We start from the raw sequence: 20,555 nt of genomic DNA, 5'->3' as shown, positions 1-20,555 counted from the left end.
TTCGCGAGGGTAAGGGCTGTGGTCAATTGCAAAATAAAAGGCTCTAAGTATGGGGACTTAGAGCCTTTATAAGCCATCTGTTGGATCGTTCAACCGATCATTTATCTCTTAACTGATCGGCATTAGCGGGAATCGCTGCCTTTTCTCTTTGCTTCAAACCCAATCAGTTTTCCTGAATAGGCTGTACTGGTGCGTCTGCCGAAAGTTCATCAGACTCGCGCGGTTTGCCCTGCATGATGGCAATCTCCACCCGACGGTTCTGGGCACGATGCTCAGGTGTATCGTTCGGCACCCGTGGAGCCGTGCCCGCCATGCCTTCAACCCGCATACGCATTGGGTCAAACCCGTCCACCTTTTCCATTTCCTGCGCCACAGACACCGCCCGCTGCGCAGATAAATCCCAGTTTGAACGGTAAAGCTCTGAATCCAGTGGCGTATCGTCAGTATGACCGGATACGCGGACAATCCCTGGAACGTCTTTCACCAAATCCGCGATCTGTCGGATAAGTGGCCTGAACTTGGGTTGCAAAAACGCGGAGCCTGCCGGGAAGGCACCGTTTTCACGTATTCGGATAATCAGTTGCTGGCCGAGGTTTTCTACCTCAACCGCCCCTTCTTCCACTTCCCTTTCCAGTGCCTGTACCACCATCTGTGCAGTGCTGGACATCTGCTCGGTGTCTTGCTCCTGCTCTTGAAGTGACGCCTGATTAGCTGTCGACCCACCATCGAGTTGCGCAGAATCACGTTGCGAGCCCCCCGCCCGGTCTGACTCACCTTCTTGGAAATCCAAGGTGCGTTGGGTCATGTCGATGGTTTGCTGCATGATCACTTCGATGGGCGTCGGCTCTGGCCGCCCGGGACGGAACTCCTGGGCGATGACGCTGGTTCCTTTAGGGATATCTTTTACCTCAAGCAGGTTTTGCACACCGAATGCGAATTTCATTGAGCCTGCTATCTGTTTGAACTTGAGTACGTCCATTTCCGAAAACGAAAGCAGCAGTACGAAAAAGCACATCAATAGCGACATCAAATCGGCGAATGTTCCCATCCAGGCCGGGAGCCCGGGAGGGGGACATTTGCATTCTTCATCCATACCCGACTCCTTATCCGTCTACGTCAACGTTACGTTTTTTCTCGTTGAGGTAGTTCTTCAGGTAGCTGTCGATAACACGCGGGTTCTGGCCATCCTGAATCGCCAACAGGCCATCCATGATCAATCGTCGGTTCAGTTTTTCCTGATCTTTACGCAAACGCAGTTTGTCGGCGATAGGAATCGCCACCATGTTCGCCAGCATGGCACCGTACAGCGTGGTCAACAGTGCAACCGCCATCGCAGGGCCGATTGCTTTAGGGTCATCCATGTTTGACAGCATGGCAACCAGACCGATAAGTGTACCGATCATCCCCATCGCAGGCGCAATGTCCGCCAGTGCTGAATAAAACTGAGCTCCGCCATCATGGCGCTCATCAGTCATCACGATATCTTTTTGCAGCGTCATTTTCACAACTTCTGCATCGTGACCATCCACCAGCATGTCCACGCCTTTTTTCATGAAAGTGTTCGGCACTTCCATTTCTTCAAGCGCAAGAAAGCCACCTTTACGGGCGGCGTCCGCCATTTCGACAATTTTCGCGATCAAGTCTTCCGGATCATCAGCTTTAAACATGAAAGCTTTACCCGCAATTTTGAAGGAACCGAAAAATTGCCCAAGGGGATATTTCATTAATACAACAAACAGACTCCCGCCGAACACGATCAGCACAGACGGGACGTCAACAAACATACTGATGGTGCCGCCAAGCAACATTGCCATGACAATAAAGGCAAAGGCACCGAGCATCCCTATGAGTGTCGCCAGATCCACAGAACGATCCCCTTAATTTTCTCTAGCCCGATTACAAAATGGTGAGGTGAATTCGCTTTTCGCCTCTCTCAGTAACGGCCGCGAATCCCAAATATTTAGTGTGTCTTTAGATTTTATACGCAAGTCATCGCAAGATGCAGACTTTACTCTCAAGTTTAAGTGAAATGTCCTGTTCTTTGAATTTCATCATGCCGATGACAAAAAATTGCCGCTGAACAAATCACAAGCAAGAAACCCGCCACCTCCGCCAGTCATACCGTGAATTTCACCTAAGTGGCGCAGTTTTTTACTCAAGCGTTTGACCACTAAAGGGCGCTGGGTTAACTTCTCCGCCATTATTTAGGATCAGCTGACCTTAACGGTAGGAACCTCATGGCTGCCAAGAAACCTGAAAACATGACCTTTGAGGAAACTCTCAAAGAGTTGGACACGATCGTGACTGGCCTTGAAAACGGCGACTTGCCATTAGATACGGCGCTAAAGCAGTTTGAGCGCGGTATTTCATTGGCCAGACAAGGGCAGAAAACCCTGACTGACGCAGAGCAGCGCGTTGAAATTCTGCTGGCGCAAGACGACAACGCTCCATTGGAACCATTCGAAGACACGCGCGATGAGTGACAAAGCTTTATCTTCCACCCTTCTTCATTACCAAGAGCGCAACAATGCCCAACTGGCGCATTGGATTGACTCGCTTGGGCATTCTGAACAGCCACTGCTCCAGGCTATGAAACACGGCGCCCTACTTGGGGGAAAACGTGTTCGTCCTTTCCTGACTTACGTTACCGGACAGCTTTTCGGTTTGCCGGAATCAGCCATGGATACCCCGGCGGCTGCGGTTGAATGCGTGCATGCCTATTCGCTGATCCATGATGACTTACCTGCCATGGATGACGACGATCTGCGCCGTGGTCAACCGACCTGTCACATCGCCTTTGATGAAGCGAGCGCTATTTTGGCCGGGGATGCCCTGCAAACCCTGGCCTTTACCATTCTTGCTGAAGGTGAACTGTCTGAAGAAGGTGACCCATACCGTATACAAATGGTCAAAGAACTGGCTGCAGCGTCCGGTGCATCTGGCATGTGTCTGGGGCAGGCGTTGGATTTAGCCGCAGAAGGCAAGCAGGTGGATTTAGCCACCCTTGAGACAATCCACCGCAACAAAACCGGTGCGCTTATCCGCTGCGCAGTGCGACTTGGTGCAATGGCGGCGGGTGAAAAAGGCACGGCCTGGCTTTCACAGTTGGATACATTTGCCAATGCCATCGGGCTTGCGTTTCAGGTTCAGGATGACATTCTGGATATCGTCAGTGACACAGAAACACTCGGAAAACCACAGGGTTCAGATCTAGCGGCAGAGAAAAGTACTTATCCTGCACTGCTTGGTCTTGAAGGTGCACAACAGAAAGCTGAGCTTCTTTATCAAGAAGCACTACAAGCACTGCATGCAATCCCCTACAATACTGAACAATTGGAACAGTTCGCCCGGTACATCATCGAGCGCAAGAACTAACTACAAATAGCGCCCAAATTACGAATTTATGACTCTCGATATCGCAAAATACCCAACGCTCGCGCTGGCAGATACACCTGACGAACTTAGAACGCTCCCTCGGGACGTTCTGCCTAAGCTGTGCGACGAGCTAAGAACCTATCTGCTCAACTCTGTCAGCCATTCCAGTGGTCATTTTGCCTCGGGGCTGGGTGCAGTTGAACTGACTGTGGCGCTTCATTATGTCTATAACACCCCTTTCGATCATCTGATCTGGGACGTTGGCCACCAGGCGTACCCCCACAAAATCCTGACCGGACGCCGTGAGCGCTTGCCGACAATCCGCCAAAAAGATGGACTGCATCCTTTTCCTTGGCGTGAAGAAAGCGAATACGATGTACTGTCTGTCGGTCACAGCTCAACGTCTATCAGTGCCGCTTTGGGTCTTGCCATTGCAGCGGCAAAAGAAGGCCGCGAGCGTAAGGTTGTCAGCGTGATCGGTGATGGCGCGATCACCGCAGGCATGGCGTTTGAAGCCATGAACCACGCCGGTGATGTGCACGCCGATATGCTGGTTGTCCTGAATGACAACGAAATGTCGATATCAGAAAATGTTGGTGCACTGAACAATCACCTGGCACAACTGCTTTCCGGCAACTTTTATACGTCCATCCGCGAAGGCGGTAAAAAAGTTCTCTCTGGCGCACCGCCAATCAAAGAGCTGGTTCGCCGCGCAGAAGAGCACCTGAAAGGCATGGTTGTACCGGGCACCCTGTTTGAAGAGCTGGGCTTTAACTACATCGGCCCTGTTGATGGTCACGATGTAGAAGAGCTGGTGAAAACCATCAAGAACATGCGTAACCTCAAAGGCCCGCAGTTCCTGCATGTAATGACTAAGAAAGGTAAAGGCTACGCGCCGGCGGAAAAAGATCCCATCGGCTACCACGCCGTGCCTAAGTTCAACCCTGCGGAAGATACCCTGCCAAAATCTCCATCCACTGGCCCGACGTTTTCCAAGATTTTCGGTGACTGGCTGTGTGACATGGCTGAGCAGGACGACAAGCTGCTGGCAATCACGCCTGCCATGCGCGAAGGTTCAGGCATGGTGCGTTTTTCCAAAGAGCATCCAGATAAGTACTTCGACGTCGCTATTGCTGAGCAACACGCTGTAACGCTTGGCACAGGTATGGCCATTGGCGGTTACAATCCGGTTGTCGCGATTTACTCAACCTTCCTGCAACGTGGCTATGACCAGTTGATCCACGATGTGGCTATCATGGATCTACCTGTGATGTTTGCCATCGACCGCGGTGGTTTGGTAGGCGCAGATGGTCAAACCCATCAAGGCGCGTTTGACCTGAGCTTTATGCGCTGCATCCCGAACATGGTTATCATGGCACCAAGTGACGAAAACGAGTGTCGCCAGATGCTCTACACCGGCCATACCTACAAAGGACCTTCAGCAGTTCGTTACCCACGCGGCACCGGCTGTGGAGCGACGGTTGAAAAGACCATGACAGCACTGCCGATGGGCAAAGGCGTTGTGCGACGCGAAGGCGAGAAAATTGCCATCCTGAACTTTGGCACAACTTTGCCATATGCTATGGAAGCCGCTGAAGCACTCAACGCCACAGTTGCAGACATGCGTTTTGTGAAGCCGCTGGACGAGAGCCTCATCAGCCAACTGGCAGCAAGCCACGATGTGCTGGTGACGGTAGAAGAAAACGCCATCGCCGGTGGTGCCGGCTCGGGTGTGATCGAATACCTGATGAAATCACGCCAGATTAAACCGGTTTTGCAAATTGGCCTGCCGGACAAATTTATCCATCAAGGTTCACAGCAAGAACTTCATGCTGAACTAGAATTGGACGGCAAAGGGATCGAAGCGCAAATCCGCCGCTATCTCCAAGCCTGAATGTGTCCCCAAACAACCTGAAGATACTCGCATTCAGAGATCGTTTAGGTATAACGTGAAAACGCGGCCTGACAATGCCGCGTTTTTTTGTGCCTGAAACCGGATGTTTCACGGCAATCCCTTCAATCACCTTCACCTGTCACAAACTTTCTCAAAAATAAGCAATACCTCATATTTGATACTACCCTTAACGGTGCGTAATAGACCGTTTAATCAACCGGTTACCGAATATCTGGCTAATATTGGGATTGCCAAATGATACCCACCAAACGATATATCCGGTGTCGACTCCTCCTTGCAGTGCTCCTGCTTCTCTTCGCAGGAATAAGCAAAGCTGCCGAGCCACAACCTCACCTCGCGTATCTGGTGTCCGATGTCCGTATTCCATTTTGGAACATCATGAAGCGTGGCATCGTCAGCCAAGGAGAAGCGCTCAACTATCACATTGACGTTTACAGTGCGGAAAACAGTAGCGAAAAGGAGCTGATTAACACCGTCAAAGCCCTCAAATCAGGTGTAAAGGGCATTATTCTCTCCCCAACTAATTCCTCCAACGCCGTTACCATTCTCGAACTCGCCGCCAGCGAAAATGTCCCAGTGGTGATTGCAGATATTGGCACCGATGGCGGTGAATATGTCAGTTATATCTCCTCAGATAACCTCAATGGTGCCCACAGTCTCGGGAAGATCCTGGCCAAAGCCTTTCGCACCAAAGGCTGGGACAATCCTGGCGTTGGGATCATCGCCATCCCACAAAAACGTGAGAATGGACGGGCACGTACCTCGGGTTTTTTACATGCCATGAACGAAGCCGGTTTTAAATCTGTAGGGCTTCGTCAGCAGCGTACCTTTTCTTATCAGGAAACCTATGGTTTTGCGATTGAGTTGATTAACGAAAACCCCAAGCTCCACGCGCTGTGGCTGCAAGGTTCTGACCGCTATCAAGCCGCATTGGACGCGATTGAAGACAGTAACAAGCAAGGGGAGATCTTACTTCTGTGTTTTGACGCCGAACCTGAATTTATCGACATGCTGAAAGCGGGAACACTGGTTGCAGCAGGTATGCAACAACCTTTCATGATTGGGGAGATTGCTACAGAAACCCTGCATAACCACTTGACGGGCAAGCCGGTAGAGAAAAGCATTTCTTTGCCGGTTCTGGCCGTGTCCCCAGAAAATGTCGACACGCTTATGCCAAAAATCAAACGCAATGTCCTTGGTCTGGATGCGGGCTTATGACCGTCACTGAGATAAGAAAAGGCTCGTTGTTTACCCATTTGGCCGTGTTGGTTTGTGCTGCTGTCATCGCCGTTTTTACAGTTTCTTCTGCGCTGATTTATATAGAGCAGCGCAACGAGTTACTCGACAGACAGCAGGAGAGCGTGAGCGAATCGGCTGAACGTCTCACGCGCACCGTGGCGCCATTTATCAGCGCTTACTCTATCAATGAATATGAAAATCTCATCAAAGCCGAGTTGAACCTCAAGGGTTTTCACGCCATCTTGGTTAAAGATGATCTCATGGGAAAGGTGCTTGGCAAAAAGCATTATATTACAGGTCATATACGCCTGCCCAACGGTGAAACGAAGCGCTATGTTGAAGGCCGGGCGCACCATGAAGAATTACTCAGCCAGGCACAGTTGGCGGCTTCTCCAACTGTGACCGACTCAAATGGCGCGCCCATTGGCAGCGTGTCCATTTTTGTTACCGACGAGGCAATAACCCAAAGCTTGGGACATTTGCTGAGGCAAACACTCGCGACGTCTGTCATCACCGCATTAATCCTGATCAGCCTGTTGCTCTTCTTCGCCAAGCGCTTCTTTACCAGCCCACTGGAACAGATCACCTCCGCCATTGGGTTACGGGATATAAGCGGGATCCCCATTTCACATATCCCTGAGTTCCCGAACCGGGAGCTTTCCACGCTGAGCCACACCATGAACGCCATGATAGACATGATCCGCCATTCGCATCATACGGTAAAAATGGAACATGCCCGGCTCCATAACGTGATTGAAAGCACCCAGTCTGGTACCTGGGAATGGGATGTAGAAACCGGAAAAATCACCTACAACGGCGCATGGATGGACATTCTTGGTTATGACGCTGAAACCCTCAACGGCCCTCCTAATCAGGACTGGAAACAGTTCATCCACCCCGAAGACAAAATGAAATCCGATGCGGAGCTGGAATTACTGTTCGGCAAGCAAGTGAGCTTCTATGACTGTGAATTGCGACTTCGTCACTGGTCAGGACAATGGCTGCATGTTCTCGCCCGGGGCAAAGTTGTTGAGTGGGATCATCAGTACCGCCCCTTAAAAATACTGGGCACCTTACAGAACATCACCGCCCACAAACAGGCTGAAGACAACCTGAGACTGGCCGCTAAAGTGTTTACCCATGCCCGTGAGGGGATCATTATTGCCGATGCACATAGTCGGATCATTGAAGTTAACGATGCCTTTTGCCGCATCACCGGTTACACACTAGAAGATGTCAAGGGAAAGAATCCCAGCATTTTACGCTCAGGGAAACAAAACAAATCCTTCTACAAAGACATGTGGGCATCTTTACAAAAACGGGGCCACTGGAGCGGTGAAATCTGGAACCGGCGTAAAACCGGTGAAACCTATGCAGAGCTGCTGACCATCAGTGTGGTGACGGACAATGAAGGCGTGCCTCAAAATTATGTCGCCGTTTTTTCAGATATTACCGCCTACAAAGAACATGAACACAAACTGCAAAAAATCGCCCATTTTGACCCGTTGACAGAGTTACCCAACCGCCTGCTGCTGCTGGACCGCCTCAAGCATGCAATGAAACTCGCCAAGCGCCATCAGCACTACATCGCGGTGATTTTTCTAGACCTTGATGGGTTTAAGCCTGTGAATGATAACTTCGGCCATGACGTTGGCGACGTTCTGTTGCAGCAGTTGGCCAAGCGGATGAAATACGCCCTGAGGGAGTGCGATACCATCGCCCGTATCGGTGGTGATGAGTTTGTCGCCGTGCTCAGCGACCTCCCTTCCCCTGAGGCCTGCCAACCGCTGTTACCCCGCTTGCTGGATGCCGCATGTGAGCCTGTGGATGTTGGCGGGAATGTGGTGCAGGTTTCCGCAAGCTTTGGGATCACCACTTACCCACAAAACGATGAAGTGGATTCAGACAAACTGCTGCGTCAGGCTGATTACGCCATGTACCAGGCCAAACTCAAAGGCAAAAAGCGCTACCACTTCTTTGACGCCGAGCTTGAGCGCAGCCTGAAAACCCAGAATGAAAACCTGCAGCGTATTGGTGAAGCACTGCGGCAGAACCAGTTTTTCCTGCTTTACCAGCCAAAGGTTAATCTGCGAACCGGTGAAATCATTGGTGTCGAAGCACTCATCCGTTGGCAGCATCCTGAGCAGGGATTGCTCAGTCCCAACGAGTTCATCCCTCACATTGAGAACCACAGCCTCATCAGCGATATCGGTAACTGGGTCATCGAAGAGTCTCTCTCCCAACTGACAAAATGGCAAGAGCAGGGGCTCAACACCAGTGTCAGCGTAAACATCTCACCCTACCACCTGCTGCAACAGGATTTCATCGATAAACTTCGGGTTAAACTGGCGCGCTATCCCCACATTGAACCCAGCCAACTAGAGCTGGAAATTCTGGAAACCAGTGCTTTCGAAGACATCGATGCAGTATCAAAAGTCATTGAGCGCGGCAAAAAGATGGGTCTGCTTTTTGCGATTGATGATTTCGGGACAGGCTACGCTTCCCTGACTTATCTCAAACGCCTGTCAGCACAGACCCTGAAAATAGACCGTAGCTTCGTGCGGGATATGCTGGAGGATAAAGACGACCTAACTATTCTGGAAGGGGTCATCACCCTGGCAAACACCTTTGGCCGTGAAGTGGTGGCAGAAGGCGTCGAAACGCACGAGCAAATTGAACTGTTGCTTTGGCTGGGATGTGATTTGGGACAGGGGTTTGGTATTTCACGCCCCATCCCGCCCGATGACATCATCCCGTGGACGAAAAGATGGAAGCCCGATCCAAAATGGCATGCCTCAGCCGATATTCAGGAAAGGCTCCGTCCCCTGCTTGAAACCATCGTGGAGAACAGAGCCCGGATCGAGCGCTTTAGAAACTATATCGACCTTAAATAGCCAACAGGTAGGGATGAAGCAGCCACAACGCAACCATGGACATCAATCCCGCCACAATATCGTCCAGCATAATGCCGAAGCCACCGTGAACTCGCTTGTCGAGCCAGCTGATAGGCCAGGGCTTCACCATGTCGAAGAAACGGAAAATGACAAAACCCGCGAGCACTGTCTGCCAGTCCGTGGTCGGCACCAGTGACATGGTGATCCAAAAGCCGACAAACTCATCCCAAACGATGCTGCCATGGTCGTGAACCTGCATGTCAGATGAAGTCTTCCCACAAAGGTAGATCCCCACCAACGAGCCGATAGCAATAGCGGCGATAAGCGCCCACGGTGACATCCACACCAGCAGATAATAAAACGGCACCGCCGCTAATGTGCCCATGGTGCCCGGCACCCAAGGAGACAGGCCAGAACCAAACCCCGTTGCCAGTAGGTGTACTGGGTTGGAAAGACGAATTTTTTCGATAGGGTTAGTCATACATCACTCAGAAAAATGATCCCAGCCAGACAGTGACCAATTCACTGCCTCACCATTCCACAAGACACTCAGACCCTCACCATGGCGAATCTGGCCAATGCAGGTCACAGGCGTTGTAGTGTGTGCCAGCGCCGCATCCAACGCACCGCGGTGACTTTCAGGTACCGTAAAGCACAGCTCATATTCCTCACCACTGCAAAGCGCCATTTTGGCCGCTTTCTCTTTATCACCGGTGTAGGTAAGTAATGCTTCCGACAGTGGTAGCGCATCCGCATTGATCACCGCAGCCACACCGCTGGCTTTCAAGATATGAGGCAAATCGGAAATCAGGCCATCTGAAATATCAAGTGCAGATGAAGCAATATCTCGCAATGCCTGACCGGCAAGCACCCGCGGATTTGAGCGGTAGTGGCGTTCTAACAGGGTTGCCTCTGTGTCATTTTGCGGTTGGTTGTCACGCAAAATCACATCCAGCCCTGCCGTCGCATCACCCAGATTACCGGTCACATACAGCCAGTCTCCCGTTTTGGCACCGTCGCGGCGCAGCGCTTTTCCGGCAGGGACAAACCCTTGCAGGGTGATGGTGATACTCAAAGGCCCCTTGGTAGTGTCACCACCTACAAGCTGAACCTGGAAATATTCTGCTAACGCAAAAAATTCACGGCAGAATGCATCCAGCCAGGCTTCATCAGGGGATGGGAGGGTTAACGCCAGGGAACACCAGGCAGGCATGGCACCCATGGCTGCAAGGTCACTGAGATTGGATGCCAACGCCTTGTAGGCAATCAGGGCAGGGTCAGCATCGGGCAGGAAGTGGTTTCCAGCTACCAGCGTGTCGGTAGTAACGACCAACTGGCAGTTCTCCGGCACCGTAATAATTGCGGCATCATCACCAATGCCCAGGTCGACATCGCGCCGTGTCACCGGCTGAGATTTAAAGTAACGGTTTATCAGATCGAATTCGTTACCGGCCATTATGTCATTCCTAACAAAAAGGCCAGCGTGGCTGGCCTTTGGGGTCTTAACTCGTTCTTACTTCTTACGTAGGGTCGGTACTGCTTTATCCAGCACGCCGTTAACGAATTTGTGGCTGTCTTCTGCGCCAAAACGCTTCGCCAGTTCAATTGCTTCGTTGATAACCACTTTGTAAGGTACGTCTTCGCGTTTGCACAGTTCGTACATCGCCAGACGCAGCATTGCATGTTCCATTTCGTCCAGATCTTGGATTGGACGAGACAGGTATGGACGCATTTTGCTGTCCAGTTCCTGGTAGTTCAGCACAACGCCAGACAGCAGATCACGGAAGTATTCTACGTCGGTTTCTGGCTGACGCAGACGTGGTTCATCTGCTTGATGCTCTTCTTCTTCGTAGTTATCTGCAGCCAAAAACTGAGCTTCGATATCAGCAACATTGTCTTTCGTCAGTTGCCAAGAATAAATTGCCTGTAGTGCAAAATGACGCGCATTGCGTCTTGCGGCTGGTTTCACAATAACCCCCGATTAGGATTCGATTTGGGACAGTACGTTCACCATTTCAAGCGCGCTTAGTGCAGCCTCTGCCCCTTTATTACCAGCCTTGGTACCCGCGCGTTCGATGGCTTGTTCAATGGTGTCTACGGTCAGCACGCCAAATGCAACCGGAGTATCAAACTCCAGAGCAACCTGTGCCAGACCTTTGTTACATTCTCCGGCCACATAGTCAAAATGTGGCGTACCGCCTCGGATCACTGATCCCAGAGCGATAATAGCGTCGTAACGGCCGCTTTTTGCAACACGTTGTGCCACCAATGGCAGCTCGTAAGCGCCTGGGCAACGTACTACAGTGATATTGTCTTCGTTTACTTGGCCCTGACGCTTCAGCGCATCAATAGCACCATCCAGCAGACTTTCGTTGATAAAGCTGTTGAAACGGGAGATAACGATAGCAACTTGAGCATTTGGTGCTGCGAATGCACCTTCGATTACCTTCATGGGCCTTCCTATGACTGATTATCCGGATTGAGAAACCGCGGGATTCTATCACACTTTTCTGTAACGCCGCCAGCGCTTATACCACGCTGAAAAAAGCCTGCTTCCCCGCCCGACAGCAACAAAAAACGCAGCCTCGGCTGCGTTTATCATCATCGCCATTGAGAAAGTTTAGTCGACGACATATTCCACCACTTTCAGTCCAAAGCCAGAAAGGGCGTGATAACGTTTATTGGTGGAGGACAAAAGGCGCATTTCTGTAACGCCCAAATCGGCAAGGATTTGCGACCCCACCCCCACGCGACGGCTGGTACCCTGCCACTTGGCAGAAGCCGGTTTTTCGCCGCTATCCTGCGCTTCAAAGTTACGCACTTTATGGATAATCGACTCAGACGATTCTTCTTTGCCGAGGATAACCAACACGCCACCTTCGGCATTGATCCGCTTCATCGCATCGGTCAGCGTCCAGCTTCGCTCGGCCGAACGGTCTGAATGCAGCAAATCAGTAAAAGTATCCTGCAGATGAACACGCACCAGCGTTGGCTGGTTGCTCACTTCGCCTTTGCAAAGGGCGTAGTGCACCTGATTGTCGATGGTGTCGCGGTAGGTGATCAGGTCAAACTCACCAAATTCCGTCGGCAGCTTACAGGACGCCACGCGCTCAATGGTGGTTTCGTTGTTATTGCGGTATTCAATCAGGTCAGCAATGGTGCCTAGCTTGATATCATGCTTCTCACCAAACTTTTCCAGATCCGGACGGCGCGCCATGGTGCCGTCTTCATTGAGGATTTCAACAATCACCGCTGCCGGCGAATAACCCGCAAGACGCGCCAGGTCACAACCAGCTTCAGTATGGCCTGCACGGGTGAGCACACCGCCATCCTGCGCCATCAACGGGAAGATATGACCGGGTTGAACCAAATCTGCTGCAACCGCATTTGGCGCAACCGCCGCTTCAACCGTGCGGGCACGGTCAGCAGCCGAAATACCGGTTGTCACCCCTTCTGCTGCTTCAATAGAGACAGTAAAGGCAGTGGAAAACTGGGCATTGTTGTCCTGAACCATCAGCGGTAAACCTAAGCGCAGACAACGCTCTTTGGTGATGGTCAGGCAAATCAGTCCGCGGCCGTACATGGCCATAAAATTGATCGCTTCCGGCGTGATTTTTTCTGCGGCGATGATGAGATCGCCTTCGTTTTCCCTGTCTTCATCATCCATCAGGATAACCATTTTGCCCTGACGGATATCGTCGATGATGTCTGCTGCGCTGCTGATTGTCATAATACCTGTCCCTGTTTTATCGGTGTCCGTTAACGGAGAAAGCCTGATTCGGCGAGTTTTGCCATGGTAAGGCCACCCGCCCCGCTTTGCTGTGCGGCGCGATCGCCCATCATCAGACGCTCTAAATAGCGGGAAATCACGTCCACTTCGATGTTGACCTTATGCCCAACGGTAAAGTCGTTAATGGTGGTTTCCAGTGCCGTGTGCGGCACGATAGTCAGTTTGAAGCGGTTGCCGTCAACAGCGTTGATGGTCAGGCTGATACCGTCAATGGTGACTGAGCCTTTTTCTGCCAGATATTTGGCCAGATTGGCAGGCGCTTCCAACCAAAATTCTATTGCACGGCCAGTCTGGGTGCGTGAAACCACGGTCGCCACACTGTCAACGTGACCAGAAACCATATGGCCGCCGAAACGTGTGGTCGGCAGCATGGCTTTTTCCAGGTTCACTTTCTGACCGGCTTTGTAAGTGGCAAACGCTGTGCGTTTCAGCGTCTCGCCGGACAGATCAGCGACATAGCCGTTGCCCGTGAGTTGAACCACCGTCAGACAAACGCCGTTAGTGGCAATGCTGTCGCCGAGTTTCACATCCGACAAATCCAGCTTGCCGCTTTCCACGGTCAGGGATATATCACCGCCTTTCGGGGTAATTTTCTGGATATGGCCAACCGCTTCTATAATTCCTGTAAACATAGTAATTCGCTTTGTATTCTTTTACGGCTTTTGCATGCGAAGGCGCACGTCGTTACCAATACGCGCTACGTCAGTGAGCCTATATGCCGGCACCTCGTCCATGGAAGTGATCCCAGAAAGGTTCACCAGAGCGCGGCTGTCAGTTCCCATCAGTTTAGGCGCCTGATAGACAATCAGTTCATCCACCAGCCCAGCACTCAGGAGGCTGCCAGCCAGTGTTGCCCCAGCCTCTACCCAGATATGGTTGATGCCACGGGCTGCAAGCGCACGCATCGCAGCGTCGAGGTTCAGGCCGTTATTCCCTTGTTCAATCGCCACCACTTCCACACCGTCATGGCATGCAACCTGATCTGGCGCTGCAGTCAGCAAAACGATGCTGCCTTCCAGGGAAAATAAATGGGCGTCAGAAGATACCTTGCCATGTGTATCCAGGATCACACGGACGGGCTGTCGCAAATCTGCTTGCGCATACTCTGCTTGCACCGTCTGAGGTAACTGCTCCCAGCGCACATTGAGCGATGGGTTATCATCAATCACGGTCTGGCTGGTAGAGAGGACAGCACCCGCTTTGGCGCGGAATGCCTGTACATCCGCGCGTGCCTCACTGCCGGTGATCCATTTGCTTTCACCGTTAGAAAGCGCGGTTCGTCCATCAAGGCTGGATGCAAGCTTCAACTGAACATAAGGCAAGCCGGATTTCATCATTTTGATAAAACCGGGGTTAAGTGCTTCAGCATCGGCCTGGAACAAGCCAACATCGACGTGAATGCCCGCATCACGCAGGCGCTGAATGCCACGCCCCGCTACCTGCGGGTTAGGGTCAACCATGGCGCAGACCACGCGGCTGACGCCGGCGGCAACCAGCGCATCAGCACACGGCGGTGTGCGGCCATAATGGGAACAGGGCTCAAGGGTGACATACGCGGTCGCGCCTTTGACGCGATCGCCTGCGGCGCGCAGGGCATGCACTTCGGCATGAGGCTCACCGGCGCGGAAATGAAACCCTTCGCCAATGATTTCTTCACCCAAGGTGATCACACAACCCACGTTGGGGTTTGGTGCTGTGGTATAAACGCCGCGCTTTGCCAGTTCAATGGCGCGCAGCATCATTTGGGAATCAAATTCTGAAAACATAAAACAGTTTATTTTTCCAGACGGGCGATCTCTTCGCCGAAATCGCGGATATCTTCAAAGCTGTGATACACAGAAGCGAAACGGATATACGCCACTTTATCCAGCTCTTTAAGCGCATCCATCACCAGATTACCGACCAAGGTAGAGGACACTTCACGCTCACCGGTTGCACGCAGGGTCGACTTAATCGTGTTAATCGACTTTTCAATATCGTCTGTGCTCACCGGACGTTTTTCCAGAGCCCGCTGAATGCCGCCACGCAGTTTATCTTCGTTAAATGGCTCTCGGTTACCATTGGTTTTGATGATACGCGGCATCACCAGCTCTGCTGTTTCAAACGTGGTATACCGTTCGTTACACGCCAAACACTGGCGACGACGACGCACCTGATGACCGTCTGCGACCAGTCGGGAATCAATGACTTTGGTGTCATTCGCACCACAAAATGGACAGTGCATCTCGCCTCCTTAAACAATTGGTGAACAGTGTAACCGATTTACCCAAGCGGGAAAGCGTGAAAGTGGTGAAAACAGGCACAAAAAAAGCACCCGAAGGTGCTTTTTTCAATCAGATAACGGCTTATGCGTATACTGGCAGACGTTTGCAGATATCCAGTACCTTCGCTTTGGTCGCGTCGATAACTTCTGCGTTGTCGATGTTGTCCAGTACGTCACACATCCAGTTCGCCAGCTCTTTGGCATCTTCCTGAGTGAAACCACGGCGGGTAATCGCCGGGGTACCTACGCGGATACCAGAGGTAACGAATGGGCTGCGTGGGTCGTTTGGCACGCTGTTCTTGTTCACAGTGATGTTCGCTGCGCCCAGCGCTGCATCGGCTTCTTTACCTGTGATGTTCTTGTCAATCAGGTCAACAAGGAACAGGTGGTTTTCAGTGCTGTTGGAAACGATCTTGTAACCGCGCTCCTGGAACTGACCTACCATGGCTTTGGCGTTATCCACCACGCGCTGTTGGTACGCTTTGAACTCTGGCTCCATCGCTTCTTTGAACGCCACTGCTTTTGCAGCAATAACGTGCATCAGAGGGCCACCTTGACCACCAGGGAATACCGCTGAGTTCAGCTTCTTGTACATGTCTTCGCCCGCGTTAGACAGGATCAGACCGCCACGTGGACCCGCCAGGGTTTTGTGCGTAGTGGTAGTGACAACGTGAGCGTGTGGGATTGGCGTTGGGTAAACACCCGCCGCAATCAGACCCGCAACGTGCGCCATATCAACGAACAGGTAAGCACCTGCTTTGTCCGCGATTTCACGCATGCGTGCCCAGTCAACGATTTGCGAGTACGCAGAGAAACCACCGATGATCATCTTCGGCTTGTGCTCCAGCGCCAGCGCTTCCATTTCGTCGTAGTTGATTTGGCCCGCTTCGTCGATACCGTAAGGGATAACGTTGTAGTGCTTGCCTGAGAAGTTAACCGGAGAACCATGAGTCAGGTGACCACCGTGTGCCAGGCTCATGCCCAGTACCGTGTCGCCCGGATTCAGCAGTGCCATGTAAACAGCGCTGTTCGCCTGAGAGCCTGAGTGAGGCTGAACGTTCGCGTATTCACAACCAAACAACTCACACGCACGGTCGATAGCCAGAGCTTCAGCTTTGTCGACGTATTCACAACCGCCGTAGTAGCGTTTGCCAGGGTAGCCTTCCGCATACTTGTTAGTCAGCTGGGAACCTTGCGCTTCCATTACGCGAGGGCTGGTGTAGTTTTCTGACGCGATGAGCTCGATGTGCTCTTCCTGACGTGCAGTTTCTTCCTGGATCGCGGCAAACAGCTCCGGATCATAATCAGCGATATTCATGTCACGCTTTAGCATCTGTATCTCCTGACTCAGATTGTTCCCTAGGAATTTGGTACCAAGTTGACCGGATAACTCGCGCGAGCAAACTAACCGGTCAACCTGGTTTTCACCTTGGAATGAGTTGATTTTCATCATGACGCAAACATCAGTATCCATGCGGACGCAAACGTTTTCGTCATGGCATTCCCAATCGCTGCGATTCTACAAAATTTGTTGCGCAACAGATAGTAGCAATCACATTTTTTTTGCATCAGTGAACATGGTCATTTTTCATTCCCAGCATGAATTCAGTTCATATCGCGGGATAACCACACTGTAAAGTTTTCAGGTTTACAGCACGTAACCAATTGCTGACACCGATACGCAACGCTGTGTAAAGCCCCTCTTCTCTCAAGAATGCAATCTCATTAATATGCCTTGCTTTTTTTAGTCGATAGCCGTGCTTGCGTCGCGGATGCATTGAAAAACGACATCCCATTTTTTTAAGGAGCGACACCTTGCAACACCTCCCCCGCCATTCCCAGATTGAAGATATGATTGCGATCCTCTCTGGTACCTTTCTAGTCGCTCAAGGCGTTTATTTTCTCCAGCAAGCAGGATTGCTGACCGGTGGCACGACAGGTCTTGCGCTGCTTGTTTCCCAGTTTACCGAGTTATCATTCGGTACCCTGTATTTCCTGTTCAACATACCTTTCTATGTGATGGGATGGTATCGCTTCGGTAAACAATTCGCCCTACGCAGTATTTTCGCCGGTGGCATGGTGTCCCTGATGGTTGACCACATTTCCCACGTTTTCACTATCGGGTGGCTGCAACCTCTTTACTGTGGACTGATCGGCGGCTTGCTGATGGGTGTGGGCATGTTGATGATTTTCCGCCACAACGCGAGCCTCGGAGGGTTTAACGTGTTGGCGCTGTTTTGTCAGGATAAGTTCGGGATCCGTGCCGGAAATGTCCAAATGGGGATCGACATTACAATCTTGATGGCCTCATTTTTCTTTGTTTCCCCTTGGCTTCTGGCTTGTTCAGTCGTCGGTGCTTTTGTCCTGAACCTGGTACTGGCCATGAACCACAGACCCGACCGTTACGTCGTCTGTTACTGATAATCCCCTCTTTTTAAAATGCCCTGCCCTTCACACGATGGCAGGGCTTTTTTATGCATCAAAACGAACGGTTTCATTTGGTTATTCGCTCCCACCCGCGCTTTAAGCGTATTTATTTTGTCATCTAATCATCATTGCTCTGTCATCGTGGCTGTCAACAATCATGGCCGACAATTCATGCAGTGGAAGCTACCAATGAAAACAACATTTTCTCTCTCACTTATCGCAACAACCTTGATTGCCTCTTCCGCCTTGGCGACGCCCAGCCAACAAGGTGACGTTTGGTATACCGATGCCAAAGCCGCGCTGGAAAATGCCAAAAAGCAAAAGCCGATTGAAGGCAAAGCCAAAAACGTGATCCTGTTTATCGGTGACGGCATGAGCGTTGGCACCATTACAGCTGCACGCATCTATGCAGGTCAGCTTCAGGGTAAAACCGGCGAAGAAAACAGCCTGACCCTGGAAAGCCTGCCAAACGTTGCGCTGTCCAAAACCTATAACACCGACATGCAAACGCCGGATTCTGCAGGCACGGCGACTGCCATGGTCAGCGGTGTCAAAACCAAAGCCGGTGTCATCAATATCAATGACAATGTCCGCCGCGGCTTTTGTGACACTGTGGCTGGCAATGAACTCGATACCATCTTCAGCCTTGCCGGTGAAAAAGGTAAGGCGCTGGGTGTGGTTTCCACCGCGCGTATTACCCACGCCACACCGGCGACAGCCTATGCCCACAGTGCTGACCGCAACTGGGAAAACGATGCCGCCATGCCAAACATTGCCAAAAATACCGGCTGTAAGGACATTGCATCTCAGCTAATAAGCTTTGAGTCTGGCGACGGTTTCAAGGTGGCGATGGGCGGCGGTCGCCGAGAATTCATCCCTGCCGATGCCAAAGATCCGGAGTACCCGGACAAAGGTGGCAAGCGCAAAGATGGCCGCAACCTGATTGAAGAATGGCAGGCCAAATACAGCGACGGTCAGTTTGTTTATGACTTCGACGGATTCGACAACATCAAAGTAAACGACAAAACCCGCGTGCTGGGTCTGTTTGAACCAAGCCACATGCAGTACGAAGCCGACCGAAAAGTTGAAAACAAAGAGCCTTCTCTGGCACAGATGACGGACAAGGCAATTGATATCCTGAGTCAGGACAAAGACGGTTATGTGCTGATGGTTGAAGCTGGCCGTATCGACCATGCCCACCACGCAGGCAATGCAGCTCGTGCATTGGAAGATACCCTGGCGTATGACGAAGCTATCAAGGTCGCACTGGAAAAAACCGACCCGAAAGAAACACTGGTCATCGTCACCGCTGACCATGCCCACACCATGGTCATGAACGGTTATGCCCAGCGCGGTAACCCAATCCTTGGCCTATCGAAACAAAAAGACAAGTTCAACGAAGATACCAATGGCAACACCTACACCACCATCGTATACGGAAATGGCCCAGGTGCGGTGAATGACAAAGCGCCTCGTCCTGCGGTGACGCAAGACGAAGCACTCAAACTCGACTACCTGCAACAATCCCTTATCAGCCTGGGCTCAGAAACCCACTCCGGTGAAGACGTAGCAATTTTCGCCCAGGGCCCACAAGCCTGGTTGTTCCAGGGGGCGGTTGAGCAAAACTACATCTTCCACGTGATTGATGACGCCGCAGGCCTGACCAAAAAATAAGGTTCAGCCTGATATAAACACAGAGACCGCCGGTTGGCGGTCTCTGTGCTTTTGGAAAATCGGCGTTTTGGGAAAGTCGGAGGGCAATTAAATCGCTTCTTCGTCTTCTTCGCCGGTACGGATACGCACAACGCGCTCAACCTCAGTCACGAAGATTTTGCCGTCACCAATCTTACCGGTTTGTGCTGTCTGTACGATGGTTTCCACGCACTGGTCAGCGGCATCGTCAGCTACCACGATTTCCAGTTTTACCTTTGGCAGGAAGTCCACCATGTATTCCGCACCGCGGTACAACTCTGTGTGACCTTTCTGACGACCGAAGCCTTTCACTTCAGAAACCGTCATGCCGGTAATGCCCACTTCCGCCAATGCTTCACGCACATCGTCAAGTTTGAACGGTTTGATGATCGCTTCGATTTTTTTCATATCGCATTCCCTTAAATTCTGGATCAAGCAGTCAGCTCAATACGTTAATTGTAACCGCTGCTGCATGAATGACGCAGTGCTAACGCAAAATTCAGGCACTACACCAAGGATTTTTTCCACGTAGTGGTCTTTGTTTCACCACAGGCAAATGGTGGCTGATAACCGGAATTGGTCAGTAAAGACTGCATCGGTTTACGGCCAATCACGGCTCCGCAATCGACTTTCAGTTCACAGGCAACGGTAGCAGCATAGGCTTCCAGCGCATTCAGCAGCGTTTTACCAATGCCCTGCAAACGGCTGGCCTGATCCACTTCCAGCAAGGTCAGAGTAGCATCTTCGACCATAATGCCGTTATGGCGCTTGGCGTGTTGCAGCACAGCCACAGCGACTGGCTCGCCTTGCTTTTCCGCCACCAGCATCGGCACTTCCAGATCGGAAATGGTGTCGCTGATGTTTGCCAACGAAGGAAAACGGCTTAGCAAATATTCCGGAACCTGACCGGTAGGAATGAGTGTAAAGCTGATTGCACTGTCCATTGCATTTCTCTCCTTA

The 20,555-nt window shown here is 51.5% G+C and carries 20 protein-coding genes; 7 read left to right on the top strand and 13 right to left on the bottom strand.

Annotated features, from left to right (window positions below):
- Window positions 1-163: 163 nt before the first annotated feature.
- Complete coding sequence (locus tag KU854_RS14605) at window positions 164-1,093, bottom strand: flagellar motor protein MotB (protein ID WP_218359209.1); 930 nt, start codon at window positions 1,091-1,093, stop codon at window positions 164-166.
- A 10-nt stretch (window positions 1,094-1,103) separates the two neighbouring features.
- Entirely contained in the window at window positions 1,104-1,865 is a 762-nt protein-coding gene (pomA, locus tag KU854_RS14600; RefSeq protein ID WP_218359208.1) for a flagellar motor protein PomA, read from the bottom strand.
- Between the two features lie 372 nt (window positions 1,866-2,237).
- Between pomA and xseB the strand changes: the two genes are divergently transcribed.
- The 5 genes from xseB to KU854_RS14575 all read left to right on the top strand — a co-directional run bounded on the left by xseB (window position 2,238) and on the right by KU854_RS14575 (window position 9,423).
- Window positions 2,238-2,483, top strand: coding sequence for an exodeoxyribonuclease VII small subunit (xseB, locus tag KU854_RS14595; RefSeq protein WP_218359207.1), 246 nt, complete (start codon window positions 2,238-2,240; stop codon window positions 2,481-2,483).
- Entirely contained in the window at window positions 2,476-3,375 is a 900-nt protein-coding gene (gene ispA / locus KU854_RS14590; RefSeq protein ID WP_218359206.1) for a (2E,6E)-farnesyl diphosphate synthase, read from the top strand. Before xseB ends, ispA begins: the two co-directional genes overlap by 8 nt.
- Before the next feature lie 28 nt (window positions 3,376-3,403).
- Window positions 3,404-5,269, top strand: coding sequence for a 1-deoxy-D-xylulose-5-phosphate synthase (gene dxs / locus KU854_RS14585; protein WP_218359205.1), 1,866 nt, complete (start codon window positions 3,404-3,406; stop codon window positions 5,267-5,269).
- Between the two features lie 255 nt (window positions 5,270-5,524).
- Window positions 5,525-6,508: a substrate-binding domain-containing protein gene (locus KU854_RS14580; RefSeq protein WP_218359204.1), complete on the top strand. Its 984-nt coding sequence runs from the start codon at window positions 5,525-5,527 to the stop codon at window positions 6,506-6,508.
- Window positions 6,505-9,423, top strand: a complete 2,919-nt coding sequence (locus tag KU854_RS14575; protein WP_218359203.1) for a bifunctional diguanylate cyclase/phosphodiesterase — start codon at window positions 6,505-6,507, stop codon at window positions 9,421-9,423. Before KU854_RS14580 ends, KU854_RS14575 begins: the two co-directional genes overlap by 4 nt.
- Here KU854_RS14575 and pgpA read toward each other — a convergent pair.
- From pgpA to glyA, 9 genes are all read right to left on the bottom strand, one after another.
- Window positions 9,416-9,904 (bottom strand): phosphatidylglycerophosphatase A, encoded by a 489-nt coding sequence (gene pgpA, locus KU854_RS14570; protein ID WP_218359202.1) that lies wholly within the window; start codon window positions 9,902-9,904, stop codon window positions 9,416-9,418. The two genes, KU854_RS14575 and pgpA, sit on opposite strands and share 8 nt — an antisense overlap.
- 3 nt (window positions 9,905-9,907) lie before the next feature.
- The gene (thiL, locus tag KU854_RS14565) at window positions 9,908-10,879 is read right to left on the bottom strand and encodes a thiamine-phosphate kinase (RefSeq protein WP_218359201.1); all 972 of its coding nucleotides are present in this window, start codon (window positions 10,877-10,879) and stop codon (window positions 9,908-9,910) included.
- 57 nt (window positions 10,880-10,936) lie between these two features.
- On the bottom strand, window positions 10,937-11,392 hold the full coding sequence (nusB, locus tag KU854_RS14560; RefSeq protein WP_054778422.1) for a transcription antitermination factor NusB: 456 nt from the start codon (window positions 11,390-11,392) through the stop codon (window positions 10,937-10,939).
- A 12-nt stretch (window positions 11,393-11,404) separates the two neighbouring features.
- A complete protein-coding gene (gene ribH, locus KU854_RS14555; protein WP_218359200.1) occupies window positions 11,405-11,875 on the bottom strand; it encodes a 6,7-dimethyl-8-ribityllumazine synthase in 471 nt (156 codons plus the stop codon).
- Window positions 11,876-12,043: 168 nt separating this feature from the next.
- Entirely contained in the window at window positions 12,044-13,153 is a 1,110-nt protein-coding gene (gene ribBA, locus KU854_RS14550) for a bifunctional 3,4-dihydroxy-2-butanone-4-phosphate synthase/GTP cyclohydrolase II (RefSeq protein ID WP_218359199.1), read from the bottom strand.
- A 29-nt stretch (window positions 13,154-13,182) separates the two neighbouring features.
- Window positions 13,183-13,845: a riboflavin synthase gene (locus KU854_RS14545; RefSeq protein WP_218359198.1), complete on the bottom strand. Its 663-nt coding sequence runs from the start codon at window positions 13,843-13,845 to the stop codon at window positions 13,183-13,185.
- Between the two features lie 21 nt (window positions 13,846-13,866).
- Window positions 13,867-14,979, bottom strand: coding sequence for a bifunctional diaminohydroxyphosphoribosylaminopyrimidine deaminase/5-amino-6-(5-phosphoribosylamino)uracil reductase RibD (gene ribD, locus KU854_RS14540; RefSeq protein ID WP_218359197.1), 1,113 nt, complete (start codon window positions 14,977-14,979; stop codon window positions 13,867-13,869).
- A gap of 8 nt (window positions 14,980-14,987) precedes the next feature.
- Window positions 14,988-15,437 (bottom strand): transcriptional regulator NrdR, encoded by a 450-nt coding sequence (gene nrdR, locus KU854_RS14535; protein WP_218359196.1) that lies wholly within the window; start codon window positions 15,435-15,437, stop codon window positions 14,988-14,990.
- 121 nt (window positions 15,438-15,558) lie between these two features.
- Window positions 15,559-16,809 carry a serine hydroxymethyltransferase gene (glyA, locus tag KU854_RS14530; protein ID WP_218359195.1) on the bottom strand — a complete coding sequence of 417 codons (1,251 nt, stop codon included), beginning with the start codon at window positions 16,807-16,809 and terminating at the stop codon, window positions 15,559-15,561.
- 518 nt (window positions 16,810-17,327) lie between these two features.
- On the opposite strand from glyA, the gene KU854_RS14525 reads away from it, so the two are divergent.
- Together KU854_RS14525 and KU854_RS14520 are read left to right on the top strand one after the other, a co-directional pair.
- Window positions 17,328-17,897: a YitT family protein gene (locus KU854_RS14525; protein WP_054778560.1), complete on the top strand. Its 570-nt coding sequence runs from the start codon at window positions 17,328-17,330 to the stop codon at window positions 17,895-17,897.
- A gap of 195 nt (window positions 17,898-18,092) precedes the next feature.
- Window positions 18,093-19,577, top strand: a complete 1,485-nt coding sequence (locus KU854_RS14520; RefSeq protein ID WP_218359194.1) for an alkaline phosphatase family protein — start codon at window positions 18,093-18,095, stop codon at window positions 19,575-19,577.
- Window positions 19,578-19,664: 87 nt separating this feature from the next.
- On the opposite strand, the gene glnB is transcribed toward KU854_RS14520, so the two are convergent.
- Window positions 19,665-20,003, bottom strand: coding sequence for a nitrogen regulatory protein P-II (gene glnB / locus KU854_RS14515; protein ID WP_054778420.1), 339 nt, complete (start codon window positions 20,001-20,003; stop codon window positions 19,665-19,667).
- Between the two features lie 98 nt (window positions 20,004-20,101).
- Window positions 20,102-20,539, bottom strand: a complete 438-nt coding sequence (locus KU854_RS14510; protein ID WP_218359193.1) for a GNAT family N-acetyltransferase — start codon at window positions 20,537-20,539, stop codon at window positions 20,102-20,104.
- Between the last annotated feature and the right edge of the window lie 16 nt (window positions 20,540-20,555).

It is taken from the genome of Enterovibrio paralichthyis, from assembly GCF_019209835.1.
GTDB lineage: Bacteria > Pseudomonadota > Gammaproteobacteria > Enterobacterales > Vibrionaceae > Enterovibrio > Enterovibrio paralichthyis.
The sequence above is the reverse complement of the archived record's forward strand: the minus strand, read 5'-3'. Positions and strand labels throughout refer to the sequence as shown.